The organism is Streptomyces sp. NPDC059668, assembly GCF_042734135.1.
In the GTDB taxonomy this organism is placed as follows: Bacteria; Actinomycetota; Actinomycetes; order Streptomycetales; family Streptomycetaceae; genus Streptomyces.
In genome coordinates this window covers 1-13,512 of record NZ_JBHWEL010000011.1, presented here as the reverse complement: position 1 = coordinate 13,512, position 13,512 = coordinate 1, and the positions used below count along the sequence as shown (strand labels likewise).

Genomic DNA, 13,512 nt, shown 5'->3' with positions numbered 1-13,512 from the left:
TCCTGGCTTAACGGTGAAAACGTCATTCCGTTATCAGTGGAAACAGTGTGGAGGGCATCATGATCATCGTCACCGGGGCCGGAGGCGAACTCGGCCGGGCCGTCGTCGGGGAACTGCTGGAGCGCGTGCCCGCCGGGCGGATCGGCGTCAGTGTGCGCGACCCGGAGCGGGCGCGCGGCCTCAGGGACCGGGGTGTGCGCGTGCGCCGCGGTGACTTCGCCGACCCCGCGAGCCTGGCCCACGCCTTCGAGGGCGCCGCCAAGGTCCTCGTCGTGTCGACGGACGCCACCGGCGAGGCGGCCGTCCGCCACCACCGCACGGCCGTCGAGGCCGCGGTGGCGGCCGGCGCCGAGCACGTCCTCTACACGAGCCACATGGGCGCGAACCCGTCCTCGCCCTTCCCGCCGATGCCCGACCACGCCGCCACCGAGGCGGTTCTGCGGGACTGCGGAGTCGCCTTCACCGCGCTGCGCAACGGTTTCTACGCCACGTCGGCCGTGATGCTGCTCGGCGCGGCGGCCAGGACGGGTGAACTGGTCGCGCCGGAGGACGGGCCGGTCGCCTGGACCGCCCACGCCGACCTCGCCGCGGCGGCGGCCCTCGCGCTCACCGGGGAGGGCCTCGACGGGGTGACGCCCGCCCTCACCGGCTCCGAGGCGCTGGACCTGGCCGGTGTCGCGGAGCTCGCCTCGCGGCTGACGGGCCGCCCGGTCCGCCGGGTCGTCGTCTCCGACGCCGACTATCGCGGGGGCCTGATCGCCCACGGGCTCCCCGAGCCGACGGCCGACCTGCTCGTGGGCCTGTTCGCGGCGAGCCGTCAGGGCGGATTCGCGCCCGCCGACCCCACGCTCGGCCACCTCCTCGGACGGCCCACGATCCCCCTGGCGGAGGTCCTGGAGCCGGCGCTCACCCGGACCCGCTGACGCCGGCTCCGTCCACGCGTGCACGCCGGCCCGCCCCGCCGCGGTCCCCGTCGGTCAGTCATCCGTCTCCGCGAAGACGAAGGTGAACTCCGCGGGCGTGGCCCGCAGTTGGTACCGCGGCAGCACCCCGGGTCCGCACGACTGGGAGCCGATGCCCTGCTGGCCGTGGTCGAGGTCGACCCACACCGTGTCGCCCGCCGACAGATCCGTGAGGTGCCCGGCGGCGTCGAGCTGCTCCGACGTCCAGCGGCGCGCCGTGAACCAGAACTCCGGCTCGCCGTCGACCCGCAGTCCGCCGATCTCCGCCCAGCGGACGTCGGGGCGGGCACCGTTCTCCTGCGGACGGACGTACGGTGTCTGGAGCGCGTCGACCGTCGACCCCCAACGAGCCACCACCGAAGCCGACTTGGTGTCCGGGTAGCCCTCGCCGGGGCCGCCGCCGAACCACCTCACCCGGTCGGCCGTGCCCGCGAGCCCCAGCCGCACCCCGAGCCGGGGCAGCGGCAGCGTCCAGTCGCCCTCCGGAGCCACGGACACGGTCAGCCGCAGCCGGGTCCCGTCGGACGTCCACCGGTACACCGCGCGCAGGGCCAGCGCGGACGCCGCGGGCGCCACCCTGGTCCGTACCGTCAGCGCGTCGTCGCCCCGCTCCACCGCCTCCAGACGGTGCCGCATCCGGTGCAGACCCAGTTTCCGCCAGAGCGGGCCGAGGCGCGGATCGGCCTGCCAGGAGGCGCCGTCGTCGTTGTCGGTCGGCGCACGCCACACGTTCAGACGCGGGCCCGTGACGCCGACCCCGCCGACCGAACGCAGCGCTCCCGTACGGGCGTCGAAGACGGCCGGGCCGAGGGCGATCAGGCCGTCGCCGGGAACGGGCCGAGCGCCGGGGGTCATGGCGATCGGCGTACGCGCGGCGACCGGGATCTGGGCCCAGGCCACCTCGTGGTCCTTCGGTCCCCACGCCGTGTCCGCGGCCAGCAGCGCCCGTACCGTCCACCCCGTCTCGGCGCCTCCTCCGCCGACGGGCGGCTCCGGCAGTCCCAGCACGGCCGACTCGCCCGGGGCCAGGGCGGGCACGGCCAGCGGGCCGGCCCCGACGGTCTCGCCGTCGACCTGGAACGACCAGGTGAAGGCCAGCGCGGAGAGGTCCGCGAAGTCGTGGGCGTTGGTGATCCGTACGGTGCCGTCCGCGGCGCGGCCGTCGATCAGGACCGGCTCGATCACCTTCTTGTACTCGACCAGTCCGGGCGAGGGCGTCCGGTCCGGGAAGACCAGCCCGTCGCAGACGAAGTTCCCGTCGTGCATTTCCTCGCCGAAGTCGCCACCGTACGCGAACCCGTACCGCTCGTCCTTGACGCCGTGGTCGATCCACTCCCAGACGAAGCCGCCCTGGACGCGGTCGTGGGAGGTGAACAGGCGCTGGTAGTCGGCCAGTCCGCCGGGGCCGTTGCCCATGGCGTGGCCGTACTCGCAGAGGATGAACGGGAGTCCGCGCCGTTCGGGCGGTCCGCCGTCCTGGCCGCGGCCGATCCGCTCGACCTCGTCGTGGACGGTGTACATCCGTGAATACACGTCCGTGTCACGGCAGTCGTGGTCGCCCTCGTAGTGGATGAGCCGCGAGCGGTCCCGGCCGCGGATCCACCCGGCCATCGCGGAGAGCCCACGTCCGGTGCCCGCCTCGTTGCCGAGCGACCAGACGACGACGCAGGGGTGGTTCTTGTCCCGCTCGACCATGCGGGCCGCGCGGTCGAGCAGCGCCGGGGTCCAGCGGTCGTCGTCCGCCGGGTTGCCGCGCCAGGCCTGCGCGCCGAAACCGTGGGTCTCCAGGTCGCACTCGTCGATCACCCACAGGCCCAACTCGTCGCACAGGTCGAGGAAGGCGGGGTGCGGCGGGTAGTGCGAGGTGCGGACGGCGTTGATGTTGTGCCGCTTCATGAGCAGCACGTCCGCGCGCATGGTCTCCAGGTCCAGGGCCCGGCCCCGCTCCGGATGCCACTCGTGCCGGTTGACGCCCTTGAAGAGGATCGCCCTGCCGTTGACCTTGATCAGGCCGTCCTCCAGCGCCACCGTGCGGAAGCCGATCCGCAGCCGGACGCGCTCGCCCTCGGTCGCCAGCACCCCGTCGTACAACCGGGGTGTCTCGGCGGTCCACGGCCGGACCGGCACGGTCACGGACCCGCCGGTCGCCATGTCGATGCCGAGGGCGGGCACGGTCACCCGCCCGTCCACGTCGGAGTCGACGCGCAGGGTCCCGGCGCCGGTGGCGTGGTCGTACGAGGCGTGCACGAAGAAGTCGAGCACCGCGCCCGCCGGACGGTGCAGCAGCGTGACGTCACGGAAGACGCCGGGCAGCCACCACTGGTCCTGGTCCTCCAGGTACGAGCCCGCCGACCACTGGTGGACCCGGACGGCCAGCACGTTGCCCGTGGGTTCCAGCAGCGGGCCCACCGCGAACTCGTGCGGCAGCCGTGAGCCCTTGAACTCCCCTACGTCCGTGCCGTTCAGCCAGACCCGGGCGCAGGACTCGACGCCGTCGAAGCGCAGCACCGCCCCGCCGTCGGAGGGCCACCCGGACGGCAGGTCGAAGGTGTGCAGATGGTCGCCGGTCGGATTCTCGGTCGGCACACGCGGCGGGTCGACCGGGAACGGGTAGCGGTGGTTGGTGTAGATCGGCGCGCCGTGTCCCTGAAGCACCCAGTGACCGGGCACGGCCACCCGGTCCCAGTCGCCGGCGTCGTAGCCCCGCGCCGCGAAGGAGTCGTCCTGCGCGTCGGCGGTGGGGGACAGGCGGAAGCGCCAACTGCCGTTCAGGGAGAGGGTCATGGCGTCGGAGGACGTGTACCGGGCGCGCGGCGGCAGTGCTTCGCCGCTGGGTGTGACGTCCTCGACGTAGTCGGCGGTGGACGGAAGCTCCTCCGGGCCGGGGGCGGCCGGGGGCCTGGGCGGGGTACGGAAGGACATGAGTCTCCTCGTTCGGCCCTGGGCGCCGTTTCGCGCGAGCCCGCGCACCCGCTGGTGCTGTGGGCGGAGACACACGGACGACGGTCACCAGGGGCGGGACGGACGGTGCGGTGCGGCGGGAGCCTCCCTTCCGGCGTCATGACAGCGGCGCGGTACGGCCCTTCGCAGGGGCGGATTCCTCGGGGACGGATTCCGCAGGGGCGGAACGCGCGGGGACCGGCGTGGGGACCGGCCGCGTGGGGACCGGGCGGCGCACGGCCGTCCTCCCGGGCAGGGGCCTGAGCCCCACGGTGTCCAGTGCCCCTTCGAGGGCGAAGGCGGCGGCGCCCAGACAGACCGGGTCGCCGGGAACGGGGGAGAGGACGATCTCGGTGGCGGCCAGCGGCCGCCTGAGCGCGTGCCGGGCGACGGCCTCACGTACCTCGCGCAGCAGCGGCTCACCGAGCGCGGCGGCGACCCAGCTGCTGAGCACCACGACTTCCGGGTTCAGCAGGTTGACGAGGACCGCGATGCCCGCGCCGAGGTAACGGGCCGTGTCCCGGACGACCCCGACCGCCACCGGATCACCTGCGGCGACCCCGCGCGCGATCGCGTCGATCGTGGCGGTCTGGTCCCTGGGGCGCAACAGCGGGCTGTCCGGGTGCGACTCCCGCAGGTTGAGCATGATGCCGGGCGCCCCGACGTACGTCTCCACACAGCCGCGATTGCCGCAGTGGCAGGGCCGTCCGTCCAGGACCAGCGTCGTGTGGCCCCACTCGCCCGCGCTGTTGCTGACCCCGCGGTGCAGTCCGCCGCCGAGCGCGAGTCCGGCGCCGACCCCGGTGCCGAGATTGACCACGACCGCGTCCCCGCGCCCCCGGGCCGCACCGAACCACAACTCGGCCACCGCGCAGGCGCGCAGGGGATTGTCGAGGTGGAGCGGGTGGGCGAGGCGCTCGGAGAGCAGGTCGAGCAGCGGGACGTCGTGCCAGTCCCAGTTCGGGGCGTACTCCGCGATCCCGGTGTCGCGGTCCACCTGACCTGGCACGCTCACCCCGACGCCGAGGACACGGGTGCCCCCGGGGCCGGCCCGCGCCACCACCGAGTCGACGGCCGAGGCGACATGCCCGACGACCTGTTCCGGGCGGCTCTCTCCGGGCCGCATGTCCTCGGCGGCGCGGGCGACCACGTTCAGCGCGAGGTCGAACAACTCCACACGGACGTAGGTCTCCGCGATGTCGACGCCGATCAGCGCGCCCCCCGAGGCGTCGACCGCCACCAGACCCCGCGGGCGGCCCCCCGCGGAGTCCTCGAACCCGACCTCGGTCAGCATCCCGAGGTCGAGCAGTTCACCGACGAGCGTGGCGACCGTGGCCAGACTCAGCCCGGTGGCCGTCGCCAACTCCTGCCGGGAGGTGGGGGACCGGGCGATGATCTGGCGCAGCACCTCGTAGCGGTTCGCGGTGCGGATGTCGCGTGACGTGCGCTTCACGGGTCTTGCCACCTCGGTCCTCCGAACCACGGGCGGGGTCCCGCGGGCCCCGGCGCGCAGCAAGGCTACGGCCGGGGAAGGACGTTCGACAAGGGGTTAGGAAAGGGGGTGGAGAAAGTCCGACACGAAGGCGTTGGCGAACTTTCCCGCCGGGTCCGTCGCACCGGCCAGTGCCCGGAAGTCGGCGAGGCGCGGATAGCGCCCGCGCAGCACCTCCGGCGGCACGGTGAACACCTTGCCCCAGTGCGGCCGCGGATCGAACGGCTCCAGCGCCGCCTCGACCAGTCCTACCACCGGCAGCACGGCCTCGGTGTCGTCGACCCAGGTGAAGTGCAGGGCCACGGTGTCCCGTCCGTAGGCGGGGCTCAGCCACTGCCGGTCGGCGGCGACCGTGCGGACCTCGCAGATCTGGAGCAGCGGGGCGACGCTCCCGCGGATCGAGTCGAGTGCGCGCAGCGCCTGGGCCGCGTCCCGGCGCGGCAGCAGGTACTCGGACTGCAGCTCGGACCCGCTGCTCGGGGTGAACTCCGCCCGGAAGTGCGGCAGTCGCTCGTGCCACGGGCCGGGGACACCGAACTGCCGGGTGCAGTTCACGGCGGGCATGCCAGGGACCGGGTGCGTCGCCTCGGTGGCGGGCGTGCCCCACGGGAAGTCCGGCAGCGGCTGGTCGGTGCGCCGCTTGAGCCACGCCTGCCGGAAGCCCGGCCGTCCCCAGTCGGTGAACAGACTCACGCTGTACGCCGTCGCCGCCACCGTCTCGAAGTCCAGCCCGTCCTCGGGGAGTTCGGTGAAGACGTACTGGCTCACCTCGAAGTCCGGTTCCAGGTCGAGGGTGAGCGCGGTGACGACACCGAGCGCGCCGAGGGAGGTCACCGCCCCGTCGAAGCCCGGGTCCTCGCGGCCGATCGTCAGGGCCGAACCGTCGGCCGTGATCAGCTCCACCTCGCGGACGGCCGAGGCGAGCGAACCGTTGCCGGTGCCCGAGCCGTGCGTGCCGGTCGCCACGGACCCCGCCACCGAGATGTGCGGCAGCGAGGCCATGTTGTGCAGGGCGAGTCCGTGCTCGTGGACCCGGCGCGCCAGCTCCGCGTACCGGACGCCGCCCGCGACCCTGACCGTACGGGCCGTCGTGTCGACGTCCACGACCGGGGGCAGCTCGGACAGCGAGAGCAGAACGCCGCCGCGGTCCGGGTCGGCGATCTTGTTGAAGGAGTGCCCGCTGCCCAGCACGCGTACCCGGTCGCTCTGCGCGACCAGGGCCGCGAGCGCGTCGGCCGACCGTGGCCGGTGCAGTTCCCCGGCGGTGTACGTGATGTTGCCGGCCCAGTTGGTCAGGGGCTTGGTCATCCCTGTCGTCCCTCCACGGAAGTCGCCGTGCGTGGCCGTGCGGTGCGCGGTGGCCACTGCTGGAAACTACCTCGTCGTCCCGGGCGTCCCAGCGGCCCGTCCATTGACCCTCTCACGAGGCGACGCCTAACGTAGAGAACGCTTTCCCCCGAGGTCGCCGAGCCGGAAGGCCGACTCCTTGTCCGAGCGCCCCGTCGCCCTGTTCGCCATGACCGCGCGGAACGTGCCGCGGATCTTCCCGCCCGGGGTGCTGGCCCGGCTGCGGGACCTCGTCGACATCGATCCCGTCCTGGCCGCCGAGGACTTCACCCGGCCCGCCGTCCGGGAGGCGCTGGCCGACACGGAGATCCTCATCAGTGGCTGGGGTTGCCCGCCGCTGGACGCGGCCGTGCTGGAAGCGGCGCCGAAACTGCGCGCGGTGCTGCACGCCGCGGGCTCCGTGAAGGGTTTCGTGACCCCCGCGGTGTGGGAGCGGGGGCTCGTCGTGTCGTCGGCGGCCGGGGCCAACGCGCTGCCCGTCGCCGAGTACACGCTCGCCATGATCCTGCTCGCCGGCAAGGACGTCCTCACGTACCGCGACCGCCTGCGCGCCGAACGGGTCTTCCCCCATCGAGGGGTCCTCCCCGGCATCGGCAACTTCGGCCGCCGCGTCGGCGTCATCGGCGCCTCCCGCACCGGGCGTCGCCTCATCGAACTGCTGCGCCCCTTCGATCTGCGGGTGAGCCTGGCCGACCCGTACGTCGACGAGGCGGGGGCCGCCGAGCTCGGGGTCGCGCTGCTGCCGCTCGACGCCCTGCTCGGCGGCAGCGACATCGTCAGCGTGCACGCACCGCAGACCGCCGAGACGCGGCATCTGCTCGGGCGCCGCGAACTCGCCCTGATGCCGGACGGATCGGTGCTCGTCAACACCGCGCGTGGCTCGCTCGTCGACCACGAGGCGCTCACCGACGAACTGCGGGCGGGACGGCTCGGGGCGATTCTCGACGTGACCGAGCCCGAGCCGCTCCCGGCGGACTCCCCGCTGTACGACCTTCCGAACGTCTTCGTCACCCCGCACCTCGCGGGCTCCCAGGGCAACGAACTCGCCCGGCTCGGCCTGGTGGTGGTCGGGGAGGCCGAGCGACTGGTCTCCGGCCGGGAGCCGGAGTTCCGCGTGGACGAACGGGAGCTCGGGCGGATGGCGTGACGGACGGCGTGCGCGGCGGCGGGGTCTCCCGCCGACGCCGGTGACGGATCAGCGAGTCGCGACGGATTTCGTCGGTATCGACTCACTAGGGTGCTGATTCGGTCGAAAGCTGGCTGAACGGCTGCGCTATCAGTAGTATCCGGCCTCATGGTCCACCATCCGCTCCCCGAGACCGACCTCACCCGCCACCGCCGCCTGCGTGAGCAGGGCTCCCTGGACAGGGGTGAGCTCCACGCCATCCTCGACGCGGGATTCGTCTGCCACCTGGGAGTGGTCGTGGCGGGCAGGCCCATGGTCGTGCCGACGGTCTACGGACGGGGCGAGGAGTCCCTGTACGTGCACGGGTCCGTCGCCAGCCGCAGCCTGGCGGCGGGGACGCCGGTCTGTGTGACCGTCACCCACGTCGACGGGCTCGTCCTGGCGCGGTCCGTGTTCGAGCACGGGGTGAACTACCGCAGCGCCATGATCCACGGCGTACCGCGGACGGTGACCGACCCGGCGGAGAAGACGGAAGGGCTGAGGCTGCTCACCGAGCACGCCGCGCCGGGCCAGTGGGCCTACGCCCGCCGCCCCAGCCGCAAGGAGCTGGCCGCGACCACCCTCCTCGCCCTTCCCCTGGAGGAGGCCTCGGTGAAGATCCGTACGGGCGCCCCGGACGACGGGGACGGCCCGGACGCGGCGCTCGGGCTCTGGGCCGGGACGCTGCCGCTCACCGCGGTCTGGGGCGCGCCCGCCCCCGACCCCCTGCTGCCGCCCGGGCAGGCCCCGCCCGCGCACGTCGCGCGACGCGAGGGGACCCGGCACGGCTGACGCGCGACCAGGGGCATACCGTGAGGAGTCGAGCCACAGGGCTCGGCACGAGCCGGGAGCGAGGAGGACGGGATGGGCGACAGCCGCACCGCGCTGGTCGAGGATCTGATGGAGCGGTTCCCGCACGTACCACGGGAAGCCGTCTTCAAGGAGGACCTGCTCCGCGGGGGTGTGGCCTTCGACGCCTCGGCGCTGAGCGACACCACCAACGAGGCGGCCGGTGACGTCAAGCCGAAGTCCTACTTCATCTTCTCCTTCGACCACGGCACCCTGCCCGAACTGGGCGAGGCGGCCCTGAGGCGTCCGCCCGAGGAGATCATCCTCACCGGCGGCCCGTACGACCTGCGGCGCACGGTGGTGTCCGTGCGCGTCAACCCCTCCTCGCCGTACCGGGTGGCCGCCGACGAGGACGGGATGCTCGGGCTGTACCTCGACGGGAAGCGGATCTCCGACGTCGGCGTGCCGCCGATGCCCGAGTACTACCGGCACACCCTCTCCAACGGGAAGTCCGTGATGGAGGTGGCCCCCACCATCCAGTGGGGCTACCTGATCTACCTCACCGTCTTCCGCGTCTGCCAGTACTTCGGCGCCAAGGAGGAGTGCCAGTACTGCGACATCAACCACAACTGGCGCCAGCACAAGGCGGCCGGGCGCCCGTACACCGGTGTCAAGGACGTGGAGGAGGTCCTGGAGGCGCTGGAGATCATCGACCGGTACGACACCGCCAAGGCGTCCACCGCGTACACCCTCACCGGCGGCGCCATCACCTCGCAGGTCGCCGGCCGCGACGAGGCCGACTTCTACGGGCACTACGCCAAGGCCATCGAGGAGCGCTTCCCCGGGCGGTGGATCGGCAAGGTCGTCGCGCAGGCGCTGCCGCGCGACGACGTACAGCGGTTCAAGGACCACGGGGTGCAGATCTACCACCCCAACTACGAGGTGTGGGACCGCCGTCTGTTCGAGCTGTACTGCCCCGGCAAGGAGCGTTACGTCGGCCGCGACGAGTGGCACCGGCGGATCCTCGACTCGGCGGAGATCTTCGGCGCGCGCAACGTCATCCCCAACTTCGTGGCGGGCGTGGAGATGGCCGAGCCGTTCGGTTTCACCACGGTCGACGAGGCCATCGCCTCCACCACCGAGGGGCTGCGCTTCTTCATGTCGCACGGCATCACGCCCCGCTTCACCACCTGGTGCCCGGAGCCGACGACCCCCCTGGGCAAGGCCAACCCGCAGGGCGCGCCGCTGGAGTACCACATCCGCCTCCTGGAGGCGTACCGCTCCACGATGGACGACTTCGGGCTGGCCTCCCCGCCCGGATACGGCCCGCCCGGCCCGGGCAACGCGGTCTTCTCGGTCAGCTCCTTCATGGACAGCCTTCCGGCGCTGGAACCCGCGGTCGCGGACGCGGGCGGCCCGGCGGTCTCGTGAGAGCCGGCTGAGACCGAGACGTCCCGGCCTCCCTTCCGTACTACGGGAGGGAGGCCTTCCGCCGTCCGGGACCGGTGTCCCGAGTGGTGTCCCCAGCCGTGCCCCGAGCCGTGCCCCGGCGACGCCGCAACCGCTTGCCGGATGAATTGAATGCCTCGCTTGTCAGTTGTGTCGAAACCGTGAAAGGCTCGGGCCCCGTCGTTGAGATGGTCACCAACTCTCCCGTACATAAGACGAGTTGGCATTTGCGTTCTTTGACGTAGCACATGGAAGCAGTTGATGCAGGAGCCCCCCATGCCCGACCTGCCGACCCCTCAGGACGCCGCCGAGGCCGCGCTGCTCTCGGAGTGCTGGGACGCGGTCCTGTCGTACGCCGATCTGTGCACGTCCGGTTCGGCCGCGGCCACGCAACTGGCGACCGAGGCCTTCACGCACGGCATCACCGAACTGCGGGCCGCCACCGCGGCGTCGAAGAACACCGGCACCGGGCGCAGAGCGCTCAGGCTGCCCCGCATCCCCCTGCTGCTGAGCTCGGTCCGGGCCGCGGCCGCCGCCTGGGAGGCGGGCGGCCTGGGCCACCGGCTCGACCCCGATCTGCGGCTGTGGCTCAACTCCGAGAAGGCCGCGCGCTACACCGGGCCGCCGCTGAACCGTCCCGTCGCGCTGCGCGGCCTGCAGGACATGCAGGAGCCGGACGCCGCCCTGCTCTGGCTGGCCGAGGTCGAGTCGCTGCCGCTGCCCGCCGTGGCCCGGCGGCTGGGCCTGGACCCGGCGGCCGTGGCCACCGAACTCGCCCAGGTGCGGGCGCTGTTCCGGGACCGTTGCCATCGCAACCACCTCGACACGCCCATGGCCGCCGACTGCCGCAGCTACGCGCGGCTCCTGGACGCGGTCACCCGCTCGCCCGGCGCCGAGACCCCCGAGGACCTCTCGCACCACCTCGCGCGCTGCGTGCAGTGCGCGGAGGCGGCCGCCTGTCTGCGGCTGCACGGCGGCGGGCTGCCCGCGGCGATCTCGGGCGGCGTGATCGGCTGGGGCGGCCTCGCGTATCTGGAACGGCGGCGCCGCGCCGCGGAGGCGGGACTGACCGGCGGACGTACGGACGCGGCCGTGGACACGGGCCTGGCCGAGGGCAGGCAGGTCCGGCCCCGGATCGGCCGGACCGGGATCCTGGTGGCGGCCGTCGTCGTGTCGGCGCTGGCGCTCATGGTCTCCCTGATGCCCTTCGGCGGTTCCCACGACGGCGGTGCGGGTACGCCCCCGAGCGGCGCGCCGGACGAACGGCAGCCGGTGGCGGAGCCCGTGCCCTCCCTCCCGGTGCTCGCGTCGGGTTCGCCCGCGACCGCGGCCTCGACGAGACGGCCGGAGGTCAGCTCCGATCCGGAGGCCCAGGGAGAGTCCTCCGAGCCCGCGAACAAGTCGGAGCGACCGGCGGACGTCACCAAGAGCGCCCCGGCGGCCTGCGAGGTGAAGTACGAGATCGTCAACGAGTGGCCGGACGGCTTCCAGGCCACCGTCACCGTGACCTCGGCCCGGGCCCTGGACGGCTGGCGGCTCGGCTGGACCTTCGACGACGGCCAGCGGGTCGGTCAGATGTGGGACGGCACCTTCGCCCAGGACGACGCCAGGGTCACGGCCACCGCCGCCGACTACAACAGGTCCGTCGCCGCGCACGGCACCGTCGCCTTCGGCTTCCTCGGCTCGTGGGGCGGCGCCAACTCGGCCCCGCACGGCTTCACCCTGAACAACGCCAGGTGCGACGACGGCAGTTGAGCCGGCGGCGACCGGTCCGGCGGCGACCGGTCCGGCGGTGGTCGGGGCGACGGACGTCCGACGCGGGGTGGCGGGCCGGTGCGCCGGCCGGGACCGGTTTCGCGGGAGCGGAAAAACCGGTGGCGCCGGTGCACCCGGTCTTTGTAGGGTGAAGATCGCTTCACGCGGTGGCCGTCGGCCGCCGTCACCGGCTGAGCGATGAAGGAGGTGTGACCGATGGCTGTCACTGAGATGGGCGCTGCCCGCATCCAGAAGTTCATCAAGTCCACCTCCGTGGCCGCCGGCTGACCTTCCACCTTCTTCGCGCCCGAGTGCGCGTGCCGGGGCCACCCTTGTGAAGGGTCTCCCTTGACTTCCTCCGCTTTGTCTTCCGCACACCCTCTCCAGTCGTACGGCTGGGACGACGCCTGGGCGGACGAGTTCGCTCCGTACGACGCCGAAGGGCTCCTGGCCGGCCGGGTCGTCCGCGTCGACCGCGGGCAGTGCGACGTGGCCACCGCCGACGGTGTCGTGCGTGCGGACACCGCGTTCGTGACCCCGCACGACCCGTTGCGGGTCGTGTGCACCGGTGACTGGGTCGCCGTCGAACCCGCGGGCACCCCGCGCTACGTACGCACGTATCTGCCGCGCCGTACCGCCTTCGTGCGCTCCACCTCCTCCAAGCGCTCCGAGGGACAGATCCTCGCCGCGAACGTCGACTACGCCGTCGTCGCCGTGTCGCTCGCCGTGGAACTCGAACTCGGCCGCATCGAACGCTTCCTCGCGCTGGCCTGGGAGTCCGGCGCGCAACCGGTCGTCGTCCTCACCAAGGCCGACCTGGTACCGGACCGTGTCACCCTCGGTCACCTCGTCCAGGACGTCGAGACCACCGCGCCGGGGGTCGCCGTACTCCCGGTGAGTGCCGAGACGGGGGACGGGCTCGACGTGCTGGCGGCCGTCCTCTCCGGCGGCACGACCGTGCTCCTCGGACAGTCCGGCGCGGGCAAGTCGACCCTCGCCAACGTCCTGATCGGCGAGGACGTGATGGACGTGCGGGCCGCGCGTGACGTGGACGGCAAGGGTCGCCACACCACGACGACCCGCAACCTCCTCGCCCTCCCCGGCGGCGGCGTCCTCATCGACACACCCGGTCTGCGCGGCGTCGGCCTCTGGGACGCCGAGTCCGGGGTCGGGCAGGTTTTCTCGGAGATCGAGGAGCTCGCCGCGGACTGCCGTTTCCACGACTGCGCCCACGTCGCGGAGCCCGGCTGCGCCGTGCTCACCGCCGTCGAGTCCGGCGCCCTGCCCGAGCGACGCCTCGACAGCTACCGCAAGCTCCTGCGGGAGAACCAGCGCATCGTCGCCAAGACCGACGCGCGGTTGCGGGCGGAGATCCGGCGCGACTGGAAGCGGAAGGGGGCGGAGGGGAGGGCGGCCATGGAGGCCAAACGGGGGCGTTGACACTGGGTCTGGGCAGGGGGGTGGGGTTCAGGTGCCGGGCGGGGGCTGGACCTCGGCCTCCCTGGGGCTCCGCCCCCGGACCCCCGCCAGGGGCGCTGCGCCCCCTGGACCCCCGCCCTCGCCCGAAGGGCTCGTCCTCAAACACCGGACGGGCTGAGGGTGCGGGCCTGCGC

Annotated in this window: 9 protein-coding genes; 6 read left to right on the top strand and 3 right to left on the bottom strand. The window is 73.0% G+C overall.

The window, feature by feature from the left end; all coding sequences use genetic code 11:
• Positions 1-59: 59 nt before the first annotated feature.
• Positions 60-923 (top strand): NAD(P)H-binding protein, encoded by an 864-nt coding sequence (locus ACFV2J_RS11175; RefSeq protein ID WP_385087431.1) that lies wholly within the window; start codon positions 60-62, stop codon positions 921-923.
• Between the two features lie 54 nt (positions 924-977).
• Here the strand turns inward: ACFV2J_RS11175 and ACFV2J_RS11170 are convergent, their stop codons facing one another.
• The 3 genes from ACFV2J_RS11170 to ACFV2J_RS11160 form a co-directional block, all read right to left on the bottom strand.
• Complete coding sequence (locus ACFV2J_RS11170; protein WP_385087430.1) at positions 978-3,884, bottom strand: glycoside hydrolase family 2 TIM barrel-domain containing protein; 2,907 nt, start codon at positions 3,882-3,884, stop codon at positions 978-980.
• 136 nt (positions 3,885-4,020) lie between these two features.
• Positions 4,021-5,355, bottom strand: coding sequence for an ROK family transcriptional regulator (locus ACFV2J_RS11165; RefSeq protein ID WP_385087428.1), 1,335 nt, complete (start codon positions 5,353-5,355; stop codon positions 4,021-4,023).
• 96 nt (positions 5,356-5,451) lie between these two features.
• Positions 5,452-6,702, bottom strand: coding sequence for an FAD-binding protein (locus ACFV2J_RS11160; protein ID WP_385087426.1), 1,251 nt, complete (start codon positions 6,700-6,702; stop codon positions 5,452-5,454).
• A gap of 178 nt (positions 6,703-6,880) precedes the next feature.
• On the opposite strand from ACFV2J_RS11160, the gene ACFV2J_RS11155 reads away from it, so the two are divergent.
• The 5 genes from ACFV2J_RS11155 to rsgA all read left to right on the top strand — a co-directional run bounded on the left by ACFV2J_RS11155 (position 6,881) and on the right by rsgA (position 13,339).
• Positions 6,881-7,888, top strand: coding sequence for a hydroxyacid dehydrogenase (locus ACFV2J_RS11155; RefSeq protein WP_385438237.1), 1,008 nt, complete (start codon positions 6,881-6,883; stop codon positions 7,886-7,888).
• 147 nt (positions 7,889-8,035) lie between these two features.
• The gene (locus ACFV2J_RS11150; protein WP_385087424.1) at positions 8,036-8,698 is read left to right on the top strand and encodes a pyridoxamine 5'-phosphate oxidase family protein; all 663 of its coding nucleotides are present in this window, start codon (positions 8,036-8,038) and stop codon (positions 8,696-8,698) included.
• A gap of 72 nt (positions 8,699-8,770) precedes the next feature.
• Positions 8,771-10,126, top strand: coding sequence for a radical SAM protein (locus ACFV2J_RS11145; RefSeq protein WP_385087422.1), 1,356 nt, complete (start codon positions 8,771-8,773; stop codon positions 10,124-10,126).
• 294 nt (positions 10,127-10,420) lie between these two features.
• Entirely contained in the window at positions 10,421-11,899 is a 1,479-nt protein-coding gene (locus ACFV2J_RS11140; RefSeq protein WP_385087420.1) for a cellulose-binding domain-containing protein, read from the top strand.
• Between the two features lie 348 nt (positions 11,900-12,247).
• Entirely contained in the window at positions 12,248-13,339 is a 1,092-nt protein-coding gene (gene rsgA / locus ACFV2J_RS11135) for a ribosome small subunit-dependent GTPase A (protein WP_385087418.1), read from the top strand.
• Positions 13,340-13,512: the final 173 nt, after the last annotated feature.

Coding starts and splice junctions, on each gene's coding strand:
- ACFV2J_RS11175 (WP_385087431.1), top strand. CDS start 60: ATGATCATCGTCACCGGGGCCGGAGGCGAACTCGGCCGGGCCGTCGTC.
- ACFV2J_RS11170 (WP_385087430.1), bottom strand. CDS start 3,884: ATGTCCTTCCGTACCCCGCCCAGGCCCCCGGCCGCCCCCGGCCCGGAG.
- ACFV2J_RS11160 (WP_385087426.1), bottom strand. CDS start 6,702: ATGACCAAGCCCCTGACCAACTGGGCCGGCAACATCACGTACACCGCC.
- ACFV2J_RS11150 (WP_385087424.1), top strand. CDS start 8,036: ATGGTCCACCATCCGCTCCCCGAGACCGACCTCACCCGCCACCGCCGC.
- ACFV2J_RS11145 (WP_385087422.1), top strand. CDS start 8,771: ATGGGCGACAGCCGCACCGCGCTGGTCGAGGATCTGATGGAGCGGTTC.
- ACFV2J_RS11140 (WP_385087420.1), top strand. CDS start 10,421: ATGCCCGACCTGCCGACCCCTCAGGACGCCGCCGAGGCCGCGCTGCTC.